Consider the following 21352-nt stretch of genomic DNA (forward strand, 5'->3'; position numbering starts at 1 on the left):
TCCGCCGCCCCCGGCCGGCTCCACCCGCCCGGGCCCCGTCCTCGTCGGCACCCTCATCCGGTGAAGAGCTGGGTGGCCTTCCGGACGAGTTCGTACAGCCCGTAGGCGAGCGGTGCGCCCACCCAGAGCCAGGTGAGGGCGATCAGCGGCCGCCGGCCGTGCGGGGCGGCCGCGTCAGGCGGACTCTGGCTGCGGTCGGGTGACATCGTTGCCCTCCTTCTGCGTCGGGATCGCGGCTTCGTGGTGGCGGGCGTCGACGGGGCGGACGAGTTCGTTGGCGACGAAGCCGACGACCAGCAGCCCGATCATGATGAGGAAGGACGTGCCGTACAGGGCCGAGCCGTGCCGGCCGGCCTCCTCCTGGTGGTCGGCGATCCAGTTCACGATCAGTGGCCCGAGGACACCGGCCAGCGACCAGGCGGTGAGCAGCCGCCCGTGGATCGCGCCGACCTGGTAGGTGCCGAAGAGGTCCTTGAGGTAGGCGGGGGCCGTGGCGAAGCCGCCGCCGTAGAAGGACAGGACGACCAGCGCGCACAGGACGAACAGCGGTTTGGAGGAGTCGCCGAACAGTGCGATCAGGGTGTACATGAGCGCGCCGACGCCCAGGTACACGCGGTAGATGTTCTTGCGGCCGATGAGGTCGGAGGCGGAGGACCAGCCGATCCGGCCCGCCATGTTGGCCGCCGACAGCAGGGCCACGAAGCCGGCCGCGGCGGTCGCCGACACCGGGGTGGAGGAGTCCGCGAAGAAGTCCGTGATCATCGGCGCGGCCTTCTCCAGGATGCCGATGCCGGCGGTGACGTTCATGCAGAGCACGATCCACAGCAGCCAGAACTGCGGGGTGCGCACGGCCGACCGGGCCGAGACCTGGACGCCTTCGAGCGGCGCGGGCCCGCCGCCGGCCCGCTCCCTGGGACGCGGCACCCGCACCAGCAGCACACCCAGCAGCATGAAGACGGCGTACGAAAGACCGTGGACGAGGAAGGCGAGGGCGATCCCCGAGTTGTCGGTGCCGAAGGACTCCAGCATCTGCGCCGACCAGGGCGAGGCGATGAGCGCGCCGCCGCCGAAGCCCATGATGGCGATGCCGGTGGCCATGCCGGGCCGGTCCGGGAACCACTTGATCAGCGTCGAGACGGGCGAGATGTAGCCGATGCCGAGGCCGATCCCCCCGACGAAGCCGTAGCCCAGGACGATCAGCCAGTACTGCTCCACGGCCGCGCCGAGTGCGGAGAGCAGGAAACCGGACGAGAAGCAGACCAGAGCGACGCTCATCGCCCAGCGCGGCCCGTTCCGTTCGACGAGCGTGCCGCCGAACGCGGCCGACAGACCGAGCATGACGATGCCGAGCTGGAACGGCAGCGCGCTCTGCGTGCCGCTGAGGCCGAGCGCGGACTCCAGGGGCGGTTTGAACACGGACCAGGCGTAGGCCTGGCCGATGGAGAGGTGGACCGAGAGAGCGGCCGGGGGGACGAGCCAGCGGCTCCAGCCCGGAGGTGCGACGGGGGGACTCATGGGTCCCCAACCGTAGGGACCGGCACGGCGCTTGAGAAGACTGTTGAGCAGACAACCACTAGTGCTGCACAAAGCCTTGCTGCGCCAACTTCCATACTGTAGACAATATTTCGTCGACATCTCGTTCGGCGGTTCCGCGGTATCCCTCGACCGAACGGAGCTCCCCGTCATGAAAGTCGCAGTCCTCGGCGCCGGGGCGATCGGCGCCTACGTCGGCGCCGCGCTCCACCGTGCGGGCGCCGACGTGCATCTCATCGCCCGTGGACCGCATCTGGCGGCCATGAGGCAGTACGGAGTACGGGTGCGCAGCCCGCGCGGCGACTTCACCGCGCACCCCCGGGCCACCGACGACCCGGCCGAAGTGGGCCCGGTCGACTACGTGTTCCTGGGCCTGAAGGCCAACTCGTACGCGGCGTGCGGGCCGCTGATCGAGCCGCTGCTGCACGAGGGCACGGCGGTCGTCGCCGCCCAGAACGGCATCCCCTGGTGGTACTTCCACCGGCACGGCGGCCCCTGGGACGGGCGCCGTCTCGAAAGTGTGGACCCGGCCGGTGCGGTCAGTGCGGTGCTCGCGCCCGAACGGGCCGTCGGCTGCGTCGTCTACGCGGCCACCGAACTGGAACAGCCGGGCGTCGTACGGCACGTGGAAGGCACCAGGTTCTCGATCGGCGAGCCCGGCCGGGAGGTCTCGGCCCGGTGCTTGGCGTTCAGCGAGGCGATGCGCGCGGGCGGTCTGAAGTGCCCGGTCGAGCCGGACCTGCGCGGCGACATCTGGCTGAAGCTGCTGGGCAACATCTCCTTCAACCCGATCAGCGCCCTGGTCCGGGCCACCATGCGGCAGATGTGCCTGCACGGCGGCACCCGGGCGGTCATCGAGACCATGATGACCGAGACGCTCGCGGTCGCCGGCGCCCTCGGCTGCGAGGTCGGCGTCTCCATCGAACGCCGGCTCGCGGGCGCCGAGAAGGTCGGCGACCACCGCACCTCCACGCTCCAGGACCTGGAGCGCGGCAAGCCGCTCGAACTCGACGTGCTGCTCGCCGCCGTCGTCGAGCTGGCGGAGATCACCGGGGTCCCGGTGCCCACCCTGCGCACCGTGCACGCCCTGTCGGACCTGCTCGCGCTGAGGAGCGCCGCATGAGGAAACGCGACCGCACCCCCAAGACCTACACCCGACTCACCCACCCCCTGGTCCGGGACTCGCGCAGCGAGCCCTTCCGCCGGGCTACCTGGGAGGAGGCCCTGGACCGCACGGCCAGGGGCCTGGCGGCGGCGCGCGGCGCGTTCGGGATGTTCTCCTGCGCACGGGCGACCAACGAGATGAACTACGTGGCGCAGAAGTTCGCCCGGGTGGTCATGGGCACCCACAACGTCGACTCCTGCAACCGCACCTGTCACGCCCCGAGCGTCGCGGGCCTCTCGGCCGCCTTCGGCTCGGGCGGCGGCACCTCCTCCTACGAGGAGATCGAGCACACCGACGTCATCGTGATGTGGGGCTCCAACGCCCGTTTCGCGCACCCCATCTTCTTCCAGCACGTGCTGAAGGGCGTGCGCAACGGCGCCCGCCTGTACGCCGTCGACCCGCGCCGCACCTCCACCGCCGAGTGGGCGGAGAGCTGGCTCGGCCCGAACGTCGGCACGGACATCCCGCTGGCCCACGCGGTCGGCCGCGAGATCATCCACGCGGGGCTGGCCAACGAGGCGTTCATCGCGCGCGCGACCACGGGCTACGAGGAGTACAAGGCCCTCGTCGAACCCTGGACGCCCTCCCTCGCCGAGAAGGTGACCGGCGTACCGGCCGCCGCCGTGCGCGAGCTGGCCCACGCCTACGCCCGGGCCGAGCGCGCCCAGCTGTGCTGGACCCTCGGCATCACGGAGCACCACAACGGCACGGACAACGTCCGCGCCCTGATCAACCTCTCCCTGCTCACCGGCCACGTCGGCCGCTACGGCTCCGGTCTGCAGCCGCTGCGCGGCCAGAACAACGTGCAGGGCGGCGGTGACATGGGCGCCATCCCCAACCGGCTCCCCGGCTTCCAGGACGTGCTCGACGCGGAGGTCCGCCGGAAGTTCGAGACCGCCTGGGACACGGTGGTCGAACCGCGTCACGGGCTCACCCTGACCGAGATGTTCGAGGCGATGGACGAGGGCACGCTCCGCGCCGTCTACTGCATCGGCGAGAACCCGGCCCAGTCGGAGGCGGACGCCGAGCAGGCGGTACGCCGCCTCGGCGCGCTGGACTTCCTGGTCGTCCAGGACATCTTCCTCACGAAGACCGCCGAACTGGCCGACGTGGTCCTGCCGGCGACCGCGGGCTGGGCGGAGACGGAGGGCACCACCACCAACAGCGAACGGCGCGTCCAACGCGTCCGCCGGGCCGTGACCCCGCCCGGCGAGGCCCGCGAGGACATCGACATCCTCTGCGACCTCGCCGCCCGACTCGGCCACGACTGGAAGTACGCCGACGCGGAGGCGGTCTGGAACGAACTGCGCGCGCTCTCCCCCGACCACCACGGCATGACGTACGTCCGCCTGGAGGAGCACCAGGGCATCCAGTGGCCGTGTCCGAGCACGGAGGGACTGGAACCGCCCTACCTGCACGCCCGGTTGTGGGACCCGGACCCGGACCGTCGCGGCCCCCTCGCCCCCTTCGGCATCGTCCGGCACGACCCGCCCGTGGACCTCACCGACGAGCGGTACCCGATCCGGCTGACCACGGGAAGGCGTCTCGACTCCTACAACACCGGTGTGCAGAGCGGCGGTTACGCCTCTCCCCTGCGCCGCGGCGAGTCGGTCGAACTCTGCCCCGAGGACGCCGAACGCTACGGCGTGACGGTCGGCGAGGAGGTCCGGGTGACCTCACGACGCGGTTCGCTGCTGGCCCCCGTCCGGGTCGACCCGGCCCTGCGCCCGGGCCTGGCCTTCATGAGCTTCCACTTTCCCGACGAGGTGGACACCAACCAGCTGACCATCGAGGCCAACTGCCCGATCGCCGGGACGGCGGAGTTCAAGGCCTCTGCGATCCGGATCGAGAAGGTGAGCACCGGTGGACCTGCGCTTCGGTGACGGGAAACCCACGGACGAGGAACGCGCCGCCGTGGACGCCCTGCTCGGCCCGCCCGAGTCGTCCTGGGAGGGCGCCGACCGCTCCGACGCCGACCTGCGGTGGGCCCGGGGCGGCCGGGAGGCCCGGGACCGCCGCGACCGGCTCCTGCCCGCCCTGCACGCACTCAACGACCGCGTCGGCTGGATCAGCGAGGGCGCCCTCGACTACGTCTGCCGCCGCCTGACGGTCCCACCGGCCGAGGCGTACGGGGTGGCCACCTTCTACGCGATGTTCTCGGTCCGCCCGCGCCCGGCGACCGTCCTGCACGTCTGCACCGACCTGGCGTGCACGGCCGCGGGGTCGGGCGCCCTGTGCGCGGACGTGGAGACACGCCTGGGCCCGGAGACCGGCGTGAAGGTCGAGCGCTCTCCGTGCCTGGGCCTGTGCGAACGGGCCCCGGCGGCACTGGCGATCCGCGCGGGCGCTCCAGCCCGGTCGGCGCAGGAGGACACTCCAGCCCGTCCGGCGTTTGAGGACGAGGCCGTCCAGGCCGACAGCGGGGGTCCGGGGGCGGCAGCCCCCGGGGACGGGACAGGGAAGGGGCGGCGGGGGCGAAACACCCTCCACGCGACGGCCGTATGCGCCCCCGCGACCGCGGAGACCACCGCGCGGGCGGCCACCGCCCCGGAGTCCGCCCCCGCCGAGCCCGCCCCCGAAACCGCCGTCCCCCAGTACGGCGACCCCACCCTCACCCTCCTCCACCGCATCGGCACCGTGGACCCCGCGTCCCTCGACGACTACCGGGCCCACGGCGGCTACACCGCCCTGCGCCGCGCCTTCGCACTCGGCCCCGCCGGCGTCATCCGCGAGGTCACCGACGCCGGCCTGGTCGGCCGCGGCGGCGCCGCCTTCCCCACCGGCCGCAAGTGGCAGGCGACCGCCGCCCAGCCCGACCACCCGCACTACCTCGTGTGCAACGCCGACGAATCCGAACCGGGCACCTTCAAGGACCGCGTCCTCATGGAGGGCGACCCGTACGCCCTGGTCGAGGCCATGACGATCGCGGCGTACGCGACCGGCGCCCACCGGGGCTACCTCTACCTCCGCGGCGAGTACCCCCGCGCCCTCGCCCGCCTCTCCCACGCCGTCGACCAGGCCCGCACCCGCGGCCTCCTCGGCGACGACGTCCTCGGCCAGGGCTACGCCTTCGACATCGAGATCCGGCGCGGCGCGGGTGCCTACGTCTGCGGCGAGGAGACGGCCCTGTTCAACTCCATCGAGGGCCGTCGCGGCGAGCCACGCTCCAAGCCGCCGTTCCCGGTCGAAAAGGGCCTGTTCGGCAAACCCACGGTCGAGAACAACGTCGAAACCCTGGTCAACGTCCTCCCCATCCTGACAAGGGGCGCCGCGGCCTACGCCGCGATCGGCACCCCGGCGTCCACCGGCCCGAAGCTGTTCTGCGTGTCCGGCACGGTGGCCCGCCCCGGCGTCTACGAACTCCCCTTCGGCGCGACGCTCGGTGAGCTGCTCACCCTCGCCGGTGTCCGCGACAACCTCCGCGCGGTCCTGCTCGGCGGCGCCGCCGGCGGCTTCGTACGTCCCGACGAACTCGACATCCCGCTCACCTTCGAAGGCACCCGCGAGGCCGGCACCACCCTCGGCTCCGGCGTGGTGATGGCCTTCGACGACACGGTGCCGCTCCCCCGCCTCCTGCTGCGCATCGCGGAGTTCTTCCGTGACGAGTCGTGCGGCCAGTGCGTGCCGTGCCGGGTCGGCACCGTCCGCCAGGAAGAGGCACTGCACCGGATCGTCGACCGCACCGGCGCGGGCGCCGCCCCCGACATCGCCCTCCTGCGCGAGGTCGGCCGCGCGATGCGGGACGCCTCGATCTGCGGTCTGGGGCAGACCGCGTGGAACGCCGTGGAATCCGCCATCGACCGTCTGGGGGCGTACGAATGACCGCGATACCGCTCGGAGTGCCGCGCCGGCTGGTGGAGTTCACCCTCGACGGTCAGGAGGCCCGGGTCCCCGAAGGGTCCACGATCCTCGATGCCTGCCGGGCCGCCGGGAAGGAGGTCCCGACCCTGTGCGAGGGCGACACGCTCGCCCCGAAGAACGCCTGCCGCCTCTGCGTGGTGGACGTCGAGGGCGCCAGGACGCTCGCGCCCGCCTGCTCGCGCAAGGCGGAGCAGGGCATGGTGGTGCGCACCGACACCGAGCGTGCCCGGCACAGCCGCAAGCTCGTCCTCGAACTCCTCGCCTCCTCCGTCGACCTCTCCGCCACGCCCTCGGCCGCGCGGTGGATCGAGGACTACGGGGCGGAGCCCGACCGCTTCGGCCCGGACGCGGCCCGCGTCGACGAGGAACCACGCGTCGACAACGACCTCTACGTGCGGGACTACGGCAAGTGCGTGCTCTGCTACAAGTGCGTGGACGCCTGCGGCGACCAGTGGCAGAACAGCTTCGCCATCTCCGTCTCCGGCCGCGGCTTCGGCGCCCGGATCTCGGTCGAGCACGACGCCCCGCTGACCGACTCGGCCTGTGTCTACTGCGGCAACTGCATCGAGGTGTGTCCCACCGGGGCCCTGTCCTTCAAGTCCGAGTTCGACATGCGGGCGGCCGGCACCTGGGACGAGGGCCGGCAGACGGAGACGACGACGGTCTGCGCGTACTGCGGAGTGGGCTGCAACCTCACGCTCCACGTGCAGGACAATGAGATCGTGAAGGTCACCTCTCCGCACGACAACCCGGTGACCCACGGCAACCTGTGCATCAAGGGCCGCTTCGGCTACCAGCACGTACAGAACCGGGACTGACCGGCACACCGACCGGCGCAAGGGGCACGAACATGGGACGAGTCACGGAACGACGCAAGGTGATCCGCGTGCGGGACGGCGCGGTCTCCACCCGGCCGGACACGCTCGTCGCCGAGGAACCGCTGGAGATCCGGCTGAACGGCAAGCCGCTCGCCATCACGATGCGCACCCCCGGCGACGACTTCGCACTCGCCGCCGGTTTCCTGGTCAGCGAGGGCGTGCTCGCCGAGCAGGCGGACCTCCAGAACATCGTGTACTGCGCGGGGGCGACGGCCGACGGATCCAACACGTACAACGTGGTCGACGTACGGACCGCCCCCGGAGTGCGGGTCCCCGACATCACGTTGGAGCGGAACGTCTACACCACCTCGTCCTGCGGACTGTGCGGCAAGGCGAGCCTGGACGCGGTGCGTACGACGACCCGCTGGCCCGTCGCCGACACGCCCCGGGTCCGCGTCACCCCCGAGCTGCTGGCCGGGCTGCCCGACCGGCTGCGCGCCTCCCAGCGGGTCTTCGACCGGACCGGCGGACTGCACGCGGCGGCCCTGTTCACCGAGGACGGCGAGCTGGTGGACGTACGGGAGGACGTGGGCCGGCACAACGCGGTCGACAAGCTGGTCGGCCGCGCCCTGCAGAACGGCGGTCTGCCTCTGTCGCGCTCGGTGCTGCTGGTGTCGGGCCGTGCCTCGTTCGAGCTGGCCCAGAAGGCCGTGATGGCGGGCATCCCGGTGCTGGCGGCCGTGTCGGCGCCGTCCTCGCTCGCGGTGGACCTCGCGGCCGAGACGGGACTGACGCTGGTGGGCTTCCTGCGCGGCAGCTCCATGAACGTGTACGCGGGTGAGGACCGCGTCGCCCTGCGGGCCACGGCCGCGCAGGGCTGACCCGCCTCCCCGCGACACGGCGGCGGGGCCCCTGCCGGCGGGGAGCGCCCCCTGCGCCCAAGGGGCCCCGCCTCGACCGCCTCAGCCGTCCGGCCCCGCGCCGGCGATCCGCCCCGGCCCCGACACGCGGGGCCCGGCGCGGTCCCCGCGGACGCCGGGGGCCTCTAGTACTGATGTCCGGAACGGTCCCCTCCCCCGTCGGCCGCCCGAAGGACTGACCGCGCCATGCCGTTCCCGCCTCCCCGCCTCCTCCTGCTGGCCCTGGCCCTCGCGTCGTGCGGGCCGGCCCTGTCCCCTCTCCCCGCGCACGCGCTGTCCGGTGGTCGCGACCGCGCCCCCGCGTTCGAGGAGCAGGTGCTCTTCGACGCGGCCCGGGACCCGGGCGGCTACGCCTGCTTCCGGATCCCGGCGATCGTGGGCACGACGGACGGCACACTGCTCGCCTTCGCCGAGGGCCGAGTCCTCGACTGCGCCGACGCCGGTGACATCGACATCGTCCTCAAACGCTCCACCGACGGCGGACGCACCTGGGGCCCGCTCCAGGTCGTCGACGAGGGCGGCGGCGACACCCACGGCAATCCGAGCCCGGTCGTGGACCGCACGACCGGCCGCGTCCTCCTGCTGGCGACGTACAACGCGGGCCGCACGGACGCCTCGAACTGCGCGGTGCCCTGCGCGCGCACACCGCACCTGCGGCACAGCGACGACGACGGCCGCACCTGGTCCGCCTCCCGCGACCTGAGCCCCGGGATCCGGCCGGCCGACTGGAACTCCTGGTACGCCACCGGCCCCGTGCACGGCGTCCAGCTCACCGGCGGCGCCCACCCCGGGCGGCTCGTCGTCGGCGTCAACGCCGAGTCCTGGGACGGCACCCGTGTCACCGCCAACCACGCGGCCCTCGTGGTCAGCGACGACGGCGGCGAGCACTGGAGGACCGGCGCCATCGGCACCTGGCCCGTCGCCGCCGACGGCACCTTCCGGCAGAAGCCCTCCGAACTGACCCTCACCGAACGCGCCGACGGTGTGCTCCTGGTCAGCGGCCGCGAGGAGAACGGCACCGACCTGGGCCACCGCACCCAGGCCCTCAGCCACGACGGCGGCGACGGCTTCACGGCCCCCTTCCGCGCCCTGCCCGACCTGTACGCCCCGCAGGTGCAGGGCGCGCTGCTGCGCCTGGGCGACCGCGTCCTGCTGTCCGCGCCCGCCGATCCGGACCGCCGCCGGACGATGACGGTCCGCTCCTCCTGGGACGGCGGCGCGACCTGGGACAGCGTGGACCGCGGCACGGTCGTCACCCGGGACTGGGCGGGCTACTCGGACCTGGTGGCCGTCGACGACGACACCGTGGGACTGCTGTACGAGGGTGGGGCGTCCGACGCCCGCGACGAGATCCGCTTCGCCCGCTTCACCGAGGACTGGCTCGCACCGCGCCGGGCCGCCGACCCCACCACCCCCGACCTCGCCGCCGGAGCGGCGCCCGCGACCGTGCTCGGCGGCGCGGGCACGACGGACGGCGCGGTGGGCGGCGCGCTCGCGTTCGACGGCGCCGACGACGCCGTACGGCTGCCCTACGACGCGCGGCTGCCGCTCGGGGACGGGGCCTTCACGGCGGCGCTGTGGCTGCGGTACTCGGCGGCCGACGGGGAGCAGCCGCTGCTGTGGATGGGCGGCGTCGGCACCACGCAGCCCCAGGTGTGGCTGCGCGCCGAACCCGGCGACGGGCGGGTGCAGGGGCTGATCACAGCGCGGGAGGGCGGGGCGGGACCACGCTCGGCGTGGGTACGCACCGACCGGGCCCTGAACGACGGGCAGTGGCACCACCTGGCGCTGCGCCGGGGCTCGGGCCGGCTCACGCTGTTCGTCGACGGTGCGGCGGTGGCCGACGCGGCGGACGTGCCGGGTTCGGTGAGCCGCAACTCGCCCTTCGGGGTGCACGTCGGCGAGCGGATGGACGGCCGGACCCGTCTCACCGGCGCCGTCGACGACGTGCACGTGTGGAACCGGGCGCTGACCGACGAGGAGATCGCCGCCGGAGCCCCGCCCTCCGCCGCCGGGAGCACCGTCCTGCACCTGCCCCTGGACCGCGTGGACGGGACGCAGACGGAACCGGGCACGGTCCGCTGAGCCCCACCGCCTCCGCACCCGCGCGCTCACGCCCGGCCGGATCGGCCTCCGGTGCCGGCCGCCGTGCGTTGCGGGGCGTCCGGCGCCTCGGACGCGACCGCCTCCGGGTCGCGCGACCGCCGCTTGGCGATCACCGCGCACACCATCAGCTGCATCTGGTGGAAGAGCATGAGCGGCAGCACCGCCAGCGAGGCCTGGGCGCCGAACAGCACGCTCGCCATGGGCAGTCCGGCGGCCAGCGACTTCTTGGACCCGGCGAACTGGATCGCGATCCGGTCCTGGCGTCCGAAGCCGAGACCCTTCGCCCCGTACCAGGTCAGGACGAGCATCACGGCCAGCAGCACCGCCTCCACAGCCAGCAGCCCGGCCAGCCGTACGGGGCTCACCTGGTGCCAGATCCCCCGGACCATGCCCTCGCTGAACGCCGTGTAGACGACCAGCAGGATCGAGCCGCGGTCGACGAGCCCGAGCACCTTCTTGTGCCGGGCGACGAAGCCCCCGATCCACCGGCGCAGCAACTGCCCGGCCACGAACGGCACCAGCAGTTGCAGCACGATCTCCACCACCGAGTCGGCGGAGAACCCGCCCCCGCCGCTCCCCAGCAGGGCGGCGGCCAGCAGCGGGGTGACCACGATGCCGACCAGCGAGGAGAAGGACCCCGCGCAGATGGCGGCGGGCACGTTGCCGCGGGCGATGGAGGTGAAGGCGATCGAGGACTGGATGGTCGACGGGACCAGGGTGAGGAAGAGCAGACCCTGATAGAGGGGATCGGTCAGGAACACCGGGACCAGACCGCGGGACGCCAGGCCGAGCAGCGGGAAGACCACGAAGGTGCAGGCCAGCACGGTGACATGGAGGCGCCAGTGCCGTACGCCGTCCATCGCCTCTCTGGTGGAGAGCCGGGCACCGTAGAGGAAGAAGAGGAACGCGATCGCGGCGGTCGAGGCGCCGGAGGCGACGTCCGCCCCCGCGCCGCGGGCCGGAAGCAGCGCCGCGAGGCCCACCGTGCCGAGCAGCAGAAGGATGTACGGATCGATCGGCATCCAACGCGGCCAACGCAGGCGTTTCACGGTGCTCCACTTGCTCGCTGCTTGCTTACGACTCGTCCGACTCTTCCGACTCGTCCGAAGGGATCACGGGTCCCCGCTCCATCGTGCTCCCCCGCCCGGCGATCGGGAATCCGGTACACCGCTCTGACTGTCATCGCGTTCGCCGATGACCGCCGCTAGTCTGGCGGCATGTACGACCCCTCCCACCTGCGTACGTTCCTTTCGGTTGCCCAGACGCTGAGCTTCACGCAGGCCGCCCGGCGGCTCGGGCTGCGTCAGTCGACGGTGAGCCAGCACGTGCGGCGCCTGGAGGAGGCCACCGGACGGCAGCTCTTCAGCCGCGACACGCACTCCGTGGAGCTGACGGAGGACGGGGAGGCGATGCTCGGGTTCGCGCGCCGGATTCTGGACGTGCACGAGCAGGCGACGGCCTTCTTCACGGGCACCCGGCTGCGGGGGCGGCTGCGGTTCGGGGCGTCCGAGGACTTCGTACTGACCCGGCTGCCGGAGATCCTGGAGGCCTTCCGGCACGACCACCCCGAGGTCGACCTGGAGCTGACGGTGGAGCTGTCCGGGACGCTGCACGAGCAACTGGCGGCGGGGAAGCTGGACCTGGTGCTCGCCAAGCGGCGGCCCGAGGACCCGCGCGGCGAGCCGGTGTGGAGCGACCGGCTGGTGTGGATCAGCGCGGAGCGGCTGCGCCTGGACCCGGACCGTCCGGTGCCGCTCATCGTCTATCCACCGCCGGGCATCACCCGCGCGCTCGCCCTGGACGCCCTGCAACGGGAGGGCCGCGCGTGGCGCGTCGCCTGCACCAGCGGCAGCCTCAACGGCCTGATCGCCGCCGCCCGCGCGGGCCTGGGTGTGATGGCGCACTCGCGCGGCCTGGTCCCACCCGGTCTGGTGCGGGTGCCGGACCGGGCGGGGCTGCCCGAGCTGGGCGGTGTGGACTTCGTGCTGGTGCACGGCCGGCGCCGCCCCTCGGCCCAGGGCGCCGCGGACGCGCTGGCGGCGGCGATCCTGGCGGGCGGTGACCGGCTGCACCGTCCTCAGCGCACGGGCCTCGCGTAGGTGAGCTGTTTGACCCGGCGCAGGAAGGGCGAGGCCTCCACGTGATGGACGCCCTCCAGGCGCCCGAGCGGACCGCTGAGGTAGGCGTAGAGGTCGGCGGTGCTGCGGACGGCCGCGGTGGCGACGATGTTGGACGGTCCCGCCGTGGCGGCGGCGTGGGCGATCTCGTCGTGCCCGGCCAGGGCCTCGCCGACCCGGTGCAGCGCGGCGGGGCTGGTGGTGAGCCACAGCACCGCGGCGGTCGGATATCCGAGGATCTCCGAGTGGTACTCCACGTCGATGTACACGGCGCCGGAGCCGAGCAGCGCGGCCAGACGGCGTTTGACCGCTGACTCGGAGCGGCCGGTGGCGCGCTGGAGTTCGGGGTAACCGGCCCGCCCGTCGCGTTCCAGGACGTCGAGCAGCGGCTCGTCCTCGGGGTCGATGCGGGCCGGTCCCGGACGGCTCGGTCCGTTCTCCGGCCGCAGCGCCGCGACCTGATCGTCGTCGAGGACGCCGAACTTGCGCAGCCAGCCGCTGGGCCCGCCGTAGAAGCGGTGCAGGATCTGGTGGGCGTGGATCTCCAGGACGTGCGGGGTGCGCGGCAGCTTGCCGAGGAGCAGGTCGTCCCGGTCGCCCGGGCTGCGCGGCCGGGTGCCGAAGATGATCTCCGTGCCGCCCGCGGCCAGCCCGATCCAGTTGGTGTCGGGCCGCTTGGCGAGCGCGTCCGCGATGGCCGGTGCGCTGTCGGGCACGCAGCGCAGCCGCAGCGTCCAGTGGTCCTGACCGAGCGCCGCGGGGTCCCGGACGGCGACCACCCGCAGCCCGCCCTCGGCGCGGAGCCTGCGGTAGCGGCGGGCGACGGTCTGGTCGGAGACGCCGAGCACCGTCCCGATACGGCTGAAGGAGGCGCGGCCGTTGACCTCCAGCGCGTTCAGCAGGCACAGGTCGAGTTCGTCGAAGGTGTCGGATTCCATCCGCAACGAGGACGCTCCCATCGGGTTCCGTCACATGAGCGTCATGGACAGGGTCGATCTGCCGGTGCCGGTCCATCGTACGGAGACACGGACACGCGTCGGACACGGTGCGTGGAACACGGCTCGCGGAACACAGGAAGAAGACGAACATGCGTACATGGGGGCCGCTCACCGCGGTGTGCCTGGGGACGTTCATGCTGCTGCTGGACGTGACCATCGCGGTGGTCGCACTGCCGGACATGGCTCGCGGGCTGCACGCGTCGCTGAGCGATCTGCAGTGGGTGATGGACGGCTACGCGCTGGCGCTGGCCGCGCTGCTGCTGGGTCTGGGAGCCGCGGCCGACGTCCTGGGACGGCGCCGGGTGCACGTGGCGGGCGTGGTGCTGTTCGCGGTGGCGTCGCTGCTGTGCGGCCTGGCCAGTGGGCCGGGGATGCTGGTCGCCGCGCGCGGGCTCCAGGGGGTGGGCGCGGCGGCGATGTTCGCCACCACGCTGCCGCTGCTCGGCTCGGTCTACCAGGGGCGCCGCAGGTCGATGGCGCTCGGCGTGTGGGGCGCGGTCAGCGGGGCGGCGGCGGCCGTGGGCCCGGTGCTGGGCGGACTGCTCACCGACGGTCCGGGCTGGCGCTGGATCTTCTGGGTGAACCTGCCGGTGAGCGTGGTGGCGGTCTGGCTGACGCTGCGCGTGGTGCCGGAGTCCCGCGGGGCGGCCGGGCGCCGCGTGGACTGGGCGGGCACGGTCACGTTCGCGGCGTTCGCCGGGGCCCTGACGTACGGGGCGGTGCGGGCCGGGTCGCACGGCTGGACGGAGGGCGGCACCCTCGCCTCGTTCGCGCTCGCGGCGGCGGCGCTGGGCGCGTTCGTCGCGGTGGAGCGCCGGGTCGCCGATCCGCTGCTCGATCCGCGGCTGTTCCTGCGGCCCGCCTTCTCGGGTGTGATGCTGGGCGGGCTGGCCTTCAACGCGGCGGCGTTCGGTGTGATGGCGTACACGTCCATATGGCTCCAGACGCTGCTGGGGATGAGCCCGGTGCGGGGCGGGCTGGTGTTCGTGTGGCTGTCGCTGGCGTCGTTCGCGGTGGCCGCGGTGGGCGGACGGCTGCTGCACGGGGTGCCGGCGCAGCTGACCGTCGGCGGCGGGCTGCTGCTGATCGCCGCGGGACAGTTCTGCATGGCGTTCCTGGACGCGGGCTCGGGCGCGTCCGCCCTGGTGCCGGGGCTGCTCCTGGTGGGTGTCGGGACGGGGCTGGTGTCGCCCGGTATCGCGGGCGCGGCGCTTGCGGCGGTCCCGGCGGAGCGGTCCGGCATGGCCGGGGGCGCGGTCAACACCTTCCGGCAGCTCGGGTACGCGCTCGGCATCGCCGTGTTCGGCACGGTGCTGACCTCGCGGATGTCCGACTCGCTGCCGCACGACGCGGCGCACGGCCTGGCGGGCGGTGCGGCGGGCGCCCTGCGGGGCGTGTTCGGCGAGCACGCGCTGCGGGCCGCGTTCGCCTCGGGCCTGAACGCGGCGGCGGTGACCGCGGGGGCCGTCGCCGCGGTCGGCGGGGTGCTGGTGCTCGTCCTGGTCCGGGCCGGCCGCGGGGGCCGCGAGGCCGGTGTGACGGAATCCGCGGCGCCCGCGCTGAAAGAGGAAGAGGCCGCTCCGGCGGCGCCGTACCGGCGGTAATCGGGTCGTACAGATTCGGTGGAGATTACGGCACCGAAACTTACTCGATCGTCAGGAAACTGTCCGACCCTTCCCCATGTGAGCGCATTTTCTCCCGCTGACCAGCGCGAACATGAGCCTTGTTCGAAACAGGCACCCCTCCCGTCCCCGCGCCGGGTGGGGTAGCTTTCACCGCGCTGTGGGGGGCGTCATCACAAAGCGGGGAGCGGGGTTTGCGCGAGTTCACCAGTCCTCCGTTGACGTTGGCACCACCGGTGGGCGGTCTGGCCGACGTCGTCTTCGAGCATGCCGAGGAGGATCCGCGGCACATCGCACTCGGCCGCAAGGACGAGGCGGGGCAGTGGCGGGACGTCACCGCCGGGGCCTTCCGCGACGAGGTGCTGGCCCTCGCCAAGGGACTGCTGGCCCAGGGCATCCGCTTCGGCGACCGGGTCGCCATCATGTCCCGCACCCGCTACGAGTGGACCCTCTTCGACTTCGCCCTGTGGACGATCGGTGCCCAGGTGGTGCCGGTCTACCCGACCTCCTCGGCCGAGCAGTGCATGTGGATGCTGTACGACGCCGAGGTGACCGCGGCGGTCGTGGAGCACGAGGACCACGCGATGACGATCGCCACCGTCATCGACCGGCTGCCGCACCTGCGCGGCCTGTGGCAGCTGGACTCCGGCGCCGTGCAGGAGCTGTACGACGCGGGTGCGCACCTCGACGACGAGGTGGTGCACCGGCACCGCAAGGCGGTCACGCCGGAGTCGGTCGCCACCATCATCTACACCTCGGGGACCACCGGCCGCCCCAAGGGCTGCGTCCTGACCCACGGCAACTTCATGTACGAGGCGGACACCGTCATCGAGCGCTGGGAGCCGGTGTTCCACTCCAAGCGGGGCGACGAGGCGGCGACCCTGCTGTTCCTGCCGCTCGCCCATGTCTTCGGACGGATGGTGGAGGTCGCGGCGATCCGCGGCAGGGTCCGCTTCGGCCACCAGCCGCAGCTCAACGCCGCGGCCCTGCTGCCCGACCTGGCGGCCTTCAGACCGACCTTCATCCTGGCCGTGCCGTACATCTTCGAGAAGGTGTTCAACGCGGCCCGGCGCAAGGCCGAGAAGGAGGGGAAGGCCGGCCCCTTCGAGAAGGCCGTCGAGGTGGCCGTGAAGTACGCGGACGCGGTGGAGGCGAAGGCCTGGGGCACCGGGCCCGGCCCTTCGGCGGGACTGCGGATGCAGCACCAGCTCTTCGACAAGCTCGTCTACGCCAAGGTGCGGGCGGCCATGGGCGGGCGCCTGCGCAACGCCATGTCGGGCGGCTCGGCGATGGACCGGCGGCTCGGTCTGTTCTTCGCGGGCGCGGGCGTGCAGATCTATGAGGGCTACGGCCTGACCGAGTCCACGGCCGCCGCCACCGCCAACCCGCCCGACCGCACCCGCTACGGCACCGTCGGGCAGCCCGTGCCCGGTGTCACCGTGCACATCGCGGACGACGGCGAGATCTGGCTGAACGGCGGCAACGTCTTCGAGGGCTACCTGAACAATCCCAAGGCCACCGACGAGACCCTGCACGACGGCTGGCTGGCCACCGGTGACCTCGGCGCCCTGGACGAGGACGGCTACCTCACCATCACGGGCCGCAAGAAGGAGATCCTGGTGACCTCCGGCGGCAAGAGCGTCTCCCCCGGGCTGCTCGAGGAGCGGGTGCGCGACCACCCCCTGGTCAACCAGTGCATCGTCGTCGGCAACGACCGGCCCTACGTCGCCGCACTGATCACCCTCGACCAGGAGGCGGTCGAGCACTGGCTCACGATGCGCAACAAGCCGCAGCTCGCGCCGGCCGACCTGGTGCACGACGGCGACCTGGAGACGGAGGTGCGGCGGGCGGTCGTCGCGGCCAACACGCTGGTGTCGCAGGCCGAGTCGATCCGCACCTTCCGCATCCTGGCCCAGCCGTTCACCGAGGAGCACGGTCTCCTGACGCCCTCGCTGAAACTGAAGCGCAAGGCCATCGAGAACGCCTACGGCACCGAGGTCGAGGCACTGTACAGGGCGTGAGTTCCGCGGTCAGGAATGCGCGGGGGCTCGTGATCGTTGACGATGTGAGTACCACCTGACCACAACCGAAGGATCAAGAGCTCGTGAGCAGCAAGGTCCCCCCGATCACCCTGAACAACGGCGTCGAGATGCCCCAGCTGGGCTTCGGCGTCTGGCAGGTGCCGGACGACGAGGCGCAGACCGCCGTCGCCCGGGCACTGGAGGCCGGGTACCGCAGCATCGACACAGCGGCGATCTACGGCAACGAGGAGGGCACCGGCAGGGCGATCGCGGCCTCGGATCTGCCCCGTGAGGACCTCTTCGTCACCACCAAGCTCTGGAACAGCGAGCAGGGGTACGACTCCACCCTCCGCGCCTTCGACACCTCGATGGAGAGGCTCGGCCTGGAGTACCTCGACCTCTACCTGATCCACTGGCCCGTGCCGGCCGGGGACAAGTACGTCGACACCTACAAGGCGTTCGAGAAGCTGCTCGCCGACGGCCGGGTCCGGGCCATCGGTGTCTCCAACTTCCTGCCGGAGCACCTGGAGCGGCTGACCGCCGAGACGTCGGTGGTCCCGGCGGTCAACCAGATCGAGCTGCACCCCCACCTCCAGCAGCACACCTCCCGCGAGGTGCACGCGAAGCAGGGCATCGCCACCGAGGCCTGGTCCCCGCTCGGGTCCGGCAAGGGCATCCTGGACATCCCGGCGATCGTGGCGATCGCCCAGAAGCACGGGCGCACCCCGGCCCAGGTCGTGCTGCGCTGGCACCTCCAGCTGGGCAACGTGGTGATCCCGAAGTCCGTGACGCCGTCCCGGATCAAGGAGAACATCGACGTGTTCGGCTTCACCCTGGACGACGAGGACCTCGCGGCGATCAGCGCGCTGAACGAGGACCGCCGGCTCGGCCCGGATCCGGCGGACGTCAACTGAGCGGTACACCTGTGAGGAGGGGCCCGGTCGCGCAGGCGGCCGGGCCCCTCCCGCGCGTGTCGGCCGGCTGCCCCACGGGAGGTCGAGCCCCCGCGTCAGGCCGGCCGTACCGCCGTGTACACGGTGTGCGCGACCAGCACGAACACGTCCCGACGCCGGTGCACGCCCGCCTCGTCGGCGGGGTCGAGCAGCCGGTCCAGGGCGGCGAGGTCTTCGGCGTCGAGCCCGTCGCCGATCCGCTCGCGCACCCGGGACAGCGACGTGGTGACGTAGTCGCGGGCCGCGTCGGACAGGGGTGCGGGCAGGTCGAGCAGGAAGCTGCGGGTGCCGGTGTGCTTCAGCCCGGCGGCGGTCAGCATCGCGGGCCAGTCCTCGGTCTCGGCCACGGAGTCCGGCAGGTCCGCGCGCATCCCGGCGAACACGTCCTCCTCCGCGGCGCGGATCCTGGCCTCCAGGCCGGGGCGCCCGAAGCCGAGGTCGCGGGGCAGGAAACGGGCGGGCAGTCCGCCCTCCAGGACCGCCAGCGTGCCGCCGGGTGCCAGGTGCCCGCCGAGGGCGGCGAGGGCCGCGCGCTGGTCGGGAAGGTGGTGCAGGCTCTGGCTGGCCCACATCAGGTCGGCGGGACGGTCCAGCTCGGACAGCGCGGCCGGCAGGTCACCGGCGAGGGTGCCGAAGCGGTCGGCGAAGCCCTGCCGCTCGGCGCGGGCCCGGGCCCGCTCCAGGAGCGGTGCGGCGCCGTCGGCGGCGACGACCCGGGCGCCGGGGAAGGCGCCGGCGAACAGGCAGGAGACGACGCCGGGCCCGCTGCCGACGTCGACGACCAGCCCCGGGTCGCCCACCTCGTGGGCCAGCCAGGTGAGGGCCTGCCGGTACAGCGGCGTGTACAGCTCGGCCTGGGCCTCCAGGTGCGGGGCCATCGCGGTCCAGTCGAGGTCGCCGTGGTCGTGCGCGGGTCCGTGCCGGTGCGCGTGGCCCTGCTCGTGGGCGTGGCCCCGCTCGTGGCCGGAGCCGGACGTGTCGTGGTGGTGGTGGTCGTGCGCCATGCTGGTCAGCCTCCCGTTCGCGGTGCCGCCAGGGTGCGACGACCCACCGCGAGGGTGCAACCGTTGTTGCCGCTTCCGCAAAAGCCCGCGCGGCCACCGGGGCCCGGCGCGCTCGGCCGGGCCCCGGCGGGCTCACCCGCGCGGCGTGCGCGGGAACCCGCTCACGACAGGGGCGGGTAGGCGTTCTTCATGAGCTCCTGGAACTGGGCGGAGAACCACTTCCCGGAGAGCGGGGCGTCCGGGAGGGCACCGGACATGCTATTGCCGTTGCGCGCGTTGCCGGTGTACGTCGGGTCGCACATCCGGTCGAATCCCTTGCCCTCGTCGTTCGGGATCTCCTTGCTCGCGCCGTCCGACTCGCCCGGCGGCTTCATCCACACGTAGGCGTCGATACCGGGCTCGGGGTTGGCCTTGGGCCGTTCGCCGAGGCCCGCTCCGGACTGGTTGCACCAGTTGCCGAGGTGGATGCGGCGGTCGTATTTGCCGCCGTTGACGTAGGTGTCGACGTTCGTCGTGGCGCCGGGACCGGTGGGCCGCTGGGTGCCTCCCCAGCCGTTGCGGGAGGTGTCGATGAGCATGCCGATCTTCGAGTCGAAGCCGATCGAGACCAGCTTCTCGCGCATCGCCTGGGCGTAGGAGAGCTCGTCGGTGTAGCGGTTCCAGTCGACCCACTTGGACTGGCGCACGGACGTGCCGTTCACGCTGTCCGTGATCTTGAAGTTGTTCTCCTTCAGCGCGCTGTAGTTGGCGGTGTTGACGATGAAGCCCTGGACGTCGCCGAGGGTCGCGCCCTCGGTGGTGGCGGCCGTCTTGAACATGTCGGCCGAGGAACCGAAGTTGTCGTCCCAGCCGAGCCAGCCGTGGTGACCGGCGTCGATGTAGTTGTAGACGTTGTCGATGTCACCGAGCTTGTTCAGGGCGTAGCCGATGCCCTTCTGGTAGTTGCCGTTGGCCTTCATCACGTCGCAGTTGGGCGTGGCGGTCGGCCGGCCCGAGACGTTGGTGACCAGGTTGGGCAGCGAGTCGATCTCGACCGTGGTGACGATCCGCAGCGAGGCGTACTTGGAGTCGGAGAGGATCTCGGCGATCGGGTCGATGTACTCCGTCTTGTACCGGTCGATCTCCGTCGGGCCCAGCTCACCGTTGGAGGCGAGGGCCGCGCAGTCGCGTCCGGGCAGGTTGTAGATCACGAGCTGGATGTACAGCTCGCCCGAGCCCTTCTGCTTCAGCGCCTCGTCGAGGTGGTCGCGCAGGCCCATGCCGCCGTTCGCGCCCTCGATGGCCGCGATCCGGTCCAGCCAGACGCCGGTGGGCTGGTTCGCGATCCGGCTGCCGCCGGGTTCGGCCGCCGCCTTCTCCGACCACTCCGGGTTCACGTATCCCTTGGCGCCGGCGTAGGGGTTGTCCACCCGGTCGGACGGCCCGGTGGGGTCGGTCGGGTCGGTCGGGTCGGTCGGATCCGTCGGGTCGGTCGGTCCGCCGTCGACGTTGCAGGTCACGCCGTTGAGGGTGAAGGTGGCCGGGACCGCGTTGCTGCCGCTGTAGGTGCCCTGGAAGCCGAAGTTCGCCGAACCGCCCGTGGACAGGGTGCCGTTGTACGACTCGTTGGCCGCGGTGACCGCGGCACCGCTCTGGCTGACCTTGGCGTTCCAGCTGTTGGTGATCTTCTGGCTGCCGGCGTACGACCACTTCAGCGACCAGTTGGACGTGGCGGCGCCGTTGTTGGTGACGGTCACGGCAGCGGTGAATCCGCTTCCCCAGTCGTTCTGCACCTTGTAGTCGACGGTACAGGCGGCTGCCGCGGCTCCGGCGCTCGCGGAGTGGGCGGCCAGTGCCGTGCCGGAGGCGCCGGCCACCAGTGTCAGGGCAGCGAGCATCGCGGTTCTGGTACGGGTCATGAGTGCGGGTTCCTTCTTTCGTGGGGGTGCTGCTGTCGTCCGGGGCCGCGCGTCGGTCGGCGCGGCCCGCTGCCGATCGGCATGGGGGTGCCGTCGTGATCGTGGTCAGGAACGGCCCGCGGGCACCGTGGATTCACCCGGGGGATGTACAGGCCGGCGAACCGGCCGACGACGCGTCGGACGGGCCGTGGCGGTGGCTGCGATCGCGCCTGCCGCAACGGCTAAAAGTCCTGAACGCGGAGGGTGGAGCGGGGGGTGGCGCATGAGCGACTCCTTGCAGTTCGGGCGCGTCGTGACGGACGCGTCGACTGGTGGAACCGCTCCCACTGGTGCAGC

General features: G+C 72.4%; 16 protein-coding genes. 10 read left to right on the plus strand and 6 right to left on the minus strand.

Annotation, left to right across the window (positions count from 1 at the left end):
- Nucleotides 1–53: 53 nt before the first annotated feature.
- Both ACIBCJ_RS13005 and ACIBCJ_RS13010 read right to left on the minus strand, forming a co-directional pair.
- On the minus strand, nt 54–206 hold the full coding sequence (locus ACIBCJ_RS13005; RefSeq protein ID WP_362093853.1) for a hypothetical protein: 153 nt from the start codon (nt 204–206) through the stop codon (nt 54–56).
- The gene (locus ACIBCJ_RS13010) at nt 175–1515 is read right to left on the minus strand and encodes an OFA family MFS transporter (RefSeq protein ID WP_362093850.1); all 1341 of its coding nucleotides are present in this window, start codon (nt 1513–1515) and stop codon (nt 175–177) included. The genes ACIBCJ_RS13005 and ACIBCJ_RS13010 overlap by 32 nt, the downstream gene beginning before the upstream one ends.
- A gap of 169 nt (nt 1516–1684) precedes the next feature.
- Here ACIBCJ_RS13010 and ACIBCJ_RS13015 point away from each other — a divergent pair, with 169 nt between their 5' ends.
- From ACIBCJ_RS13015 to ACIBCJ_RS13040, 6 genes are all read left to right on the plus strand, one after another.
- Nucleotides 1685–2656, plus strand: a complete 972-nt coding sequence (locus ACIBCJ_RS13015; protein ID WP_365978048.1) for a 2-dehydropantoate 2-reductase — start codon at nt 1685–1687, stop codon at nt 2654–2656.
- Complete coding sequence (locus tag ACIBCJ_RS13020) at nt 2653–4581, plus strand: molybdopterin-dependent oxidoreductase (protein WP_365978049.1); 1929 nt, start codon at nt 2653–2655, stop codon at nt 4579–4581. The genes ACIBCJ_RS13015 and ACIBCJ_RS13020 overlap by 4 nt, the downstream gene beginning before the upstream one ends.
- A complete protein-coding gene (locus ACIBCJ_RS13025; protein WP_365978050.1) occupies nt 4562–6520 on the plus strand; it encodes an NAD(P)H-dependent oxidoreductase subunit E in 1959 nt (652 codons plus the stop codon). The genes ACIBCJ_RS13020 and ACIBCJ_RS13025 overlap by 20 nt, the downstream gene beginning before the upstream one ends.
- Nucleotides 6517–7377 (plus strand): 2Fe-2S iron-sulfur cluster-binding protein, encoded by an 861-nt coding sequence (locus ACIBCJ_RS13030; protein ID WP_365978051.1) that lies wholly within the window; start codon nt 6517–6519, stop codon nt 7375–7377. Before ACIBCJ_RS13025 ends, ACIBCJ_RS13030 begins: the two co-directional genes overlap by 4 nt.
- A gap of 32 nt (nt 7378–7409) precedes the next feature.
- Nucleotides 7410–8258: a formate dehydrogenase accessory sulfurtransferase FdhD gene (gene fdhD / locus ACIBCJ_RS13035; RefSeq protein ID WP_362505071.1), complete on the plus strand. Its 849-nt coding sequence runs from the start codon at nt 7410–7412 to the stop codon at nt 8256–8258.
- Between the two features lie 225 nt (nt 8259–8483).
- Nucleotides 8484–10382, plus strand: coding sequence for an exo-alpha-sialidase (locus ACIBCJ_RS13040; protein WP_365978052.1), 1899 nt, complete (start codon nt 8484–8486; stop codon nt 10380–10382).
- A gap of 26 nt (nt 10383–10408) precedes the next feature.
- On the opposite strand, the gene ACIBCJ_RS13045 is transcribed toward ACIBCJ_RS13040, so the two are convergent.
- Nucleotides 10409–11452, minus strand: a complete 1044-nt coding sequence (locus ACIBCJ_RS13045) for a bile acid:sodium symporter family protein (RefSeq protein WP_362093829.1) — start codon at nt 11450–11452, stop codon at nt 10409–10411.
- Between the two features lie 168 nt (nt 11453–11620).
- Here ACIBCJ_RS13045 and ACIBCJ_RS13050 point away from each other — a divergent pair, with 168 nt between their 5' ends.
- Nucleotides 11621–12502 carry a LysR substrate-binding domain-containing protein gene (locus ACIBCJ_RS13050; RefSeq protein ID WP_365978053.1) on the plus strand — a complete coding sequence of 294 codons (882 nt, stop codon included), beginning with the start codon at nt 11621–11623 and terminating at the stop codon, nt 12500–12502.
- On the opposite strand, the gene ACIBCJ_RS13055 is transcribed toward ACIBCJ_RS13050, so the two are convergent.
- Nucleotides 12481–13458: an Lrp/AsnC family transcriptional regulator gene (locus tag ACIBCJ_RS13055; protein ID WP_365978054.1), complete on the minus strand. Its 978-nt coding sequence runs from the start codon at nt 13456–13458 to the stop codon at nt 12481–12483. The two genes, ACIBCJ_RS13050 and ACIBCJ_RS13055, sit on opposite strands and share 22 nt — an antisense overlap.
- A 149-nt stretch (nt 13459–13607) precedes the next feature.
- Between ACIBCJ_RS13055 and ACIBCJ_RS13060 the strand changes: the two genes are divergently transcribed.
- From ACIBCJ_RS13060 to ACIBCJ_RS13070, 3 genes are all read left to right on the plus strand, one after another.
- Nucleotides 13608–15122, plus strand: coding sequence for an MFS transporter (locus tag ACIBCJ_RS13060; RefSeq protein ID WP_365978055.1), 1515 nt, complete (start codon nt 13608–13610; stop codon nt 15120–15122).
- A gap of 212 nt (nt 15123–15334) precedes the next feature.
- Nucleotides 15335–17161 (plus strand): AMP-dependent synthetase/ligase, encoded by a 1827-nt coding sequence (locus ACIBCJ_RS13065; RefSeq protein ID WP_362505086.1) that lies wholly within the window; start codon nt 15335–15337, stop codon nt 17159–17161.
- Between the two features lie 83 nt (nt 17162–17244).
- Nucleotides 17245–18075, plus strand: a complete 831-nt coding sequence (locus ACIBCJ_RS13070; RefSeq protein ID WP_365978056.1) for an aldo/keto reductase — start codon at nt 17245–17247, stop codon at nt 18073–18075.
- A gap of 95 nt (nt 18076–18170) precedes the next feature.
- On the opposite strand, the gene ACIBCJ_RS13075 is transcribed toward ACIBCJ_RS13070, so the two are convergent.
- Both ACIBCJ_RS13075 and ACIBCJ_RS13080 read right to left on the minus strand, forming a co-directional pair.
- On the minus strand, nt 18171–19118 hold the full coding sequence (locus ACIBCJ_RS13075; protein ID WP_365978057.1) for a methyltransferase domain-containing protein: 948 nt from the start codon (nt 19116–19118) through the stop codon (nt 18171–18173).
- A 161-nt stretch (nt 19119–19279) separates the two neighbouring features.
- Nucleotides 19280–21016 carry a glycoside hydrolase family 6 protein gene (locus ACIBCJ_RS13080; RefSeq protein ID WP_365978058.1) on the minus strand — a complete coding sequence of 579 codons (1737 nt, stop codon included), beginning with the start codon at nt 21014–21016 and terminating at the stop codon, nt 19280–19282.
- Between the last annotated feature and the right edge of the window lie 336 nt (nt 21017–21352).

Source organism: Streptomyces sp. NPDC051136, from assembly GCF_044455745.1.
GTDB lineage: Bacteria > Actinomycetota > Actinomycetes > Streptomycetales > Streptomycetaceae > Streptomyces.

Excerpts from the sequence above, each read along its gene's own strand:
- ACIBCJ_RS13005 (WP_362093853.1), bottom strand. The coding sequence starts at position 206 with ATGTCACCCGACCGCAGCCAGAGTCCGCCTGACGCGGCCGCCCCGCAC.
- ACIBCJ_RS13010 (WP_362093850.1), bottom strand. The coding sequence starts at position 1,515 with ATGAGTCCCCCCGTCGCACCTCCGGGCTGGAGCCGCTGGCTCGTCCCC.
- ACIBCJ_RS13015 (WP_365978048.1), top strand. The coding sequence starts at position 1,685 with ATGAAAGTCGCAGTCCTCGGCGCCGGGGCGATCGGCGCCTACGTCGGC.
- ACIBCJ_RS13020 (WP_365978049.1), top strand. The coding sequence starts at position 2,653 with ATGAGGAAACGCGACCGCACCCCCAAGACCTACACCCGACTCACCCAC.
- ACIBCJ_RS13030 (WP_365978051.1), top strand. The coding sequence starts at position 6,517 with ATGACCGCGATACCGCTCGGAGTGCCGCGCCGGCTGGTGGAGTTCACC.
- fdhD (WP_362505071.1), top strand. The coding sequence starts at position 7,410 with ATGGGACGAGTCACGGAACGACGCAAGGTGATCCGCGTGCGGGACGGC.
- ACIBCJ_RS13040 (WP_365978052.1), top strand. The coding sequence starts at position 8,484 with ATGCCGTTCCCGCCTCCCCGCCTCCTCCTGCTGGCCCTGGCCCTCGCG.
- ACIBCJ_RS13050 (WP_365978053.1), top strand. The coding sequence starts at position 11,621 with ATGTACGACCCCTCCCACCTGCGTACGTTCCTTTCGGTTGCCCAGACG.
- ACIBCJ_RS13055 (WP_365978054.1), bottom strand. The coding sequence starts at position 13,458 with ATGGAATCCGACACCTTCGACGAACTCGACCTGTGCCTGCTGAACGCG.
- ACIBCJ_RS13060 (WP_365978055.1), top strand. The coding sequence starts at position 13,608 with ATGCGTACATGGGGGCCGCTCACCGCGGTGTGCCTGGGGACGTTCATG.
- ACIBCJ_RS13075 (WP_365978057.1), bottom strand. The coding sequence starts at position 19,118 with ATGGCGCACGACCACCACCACCACGACACGTCCGGCTCCGGCCACGAG.
- ACIBCJ_RS13080 (WP_365978058.1), bottom strand. The coding sequence starts at position 21,016 with ATGACCCGTACCAGAACCGCGATGCTCGCTGCCCTGACACTGGTGGCC.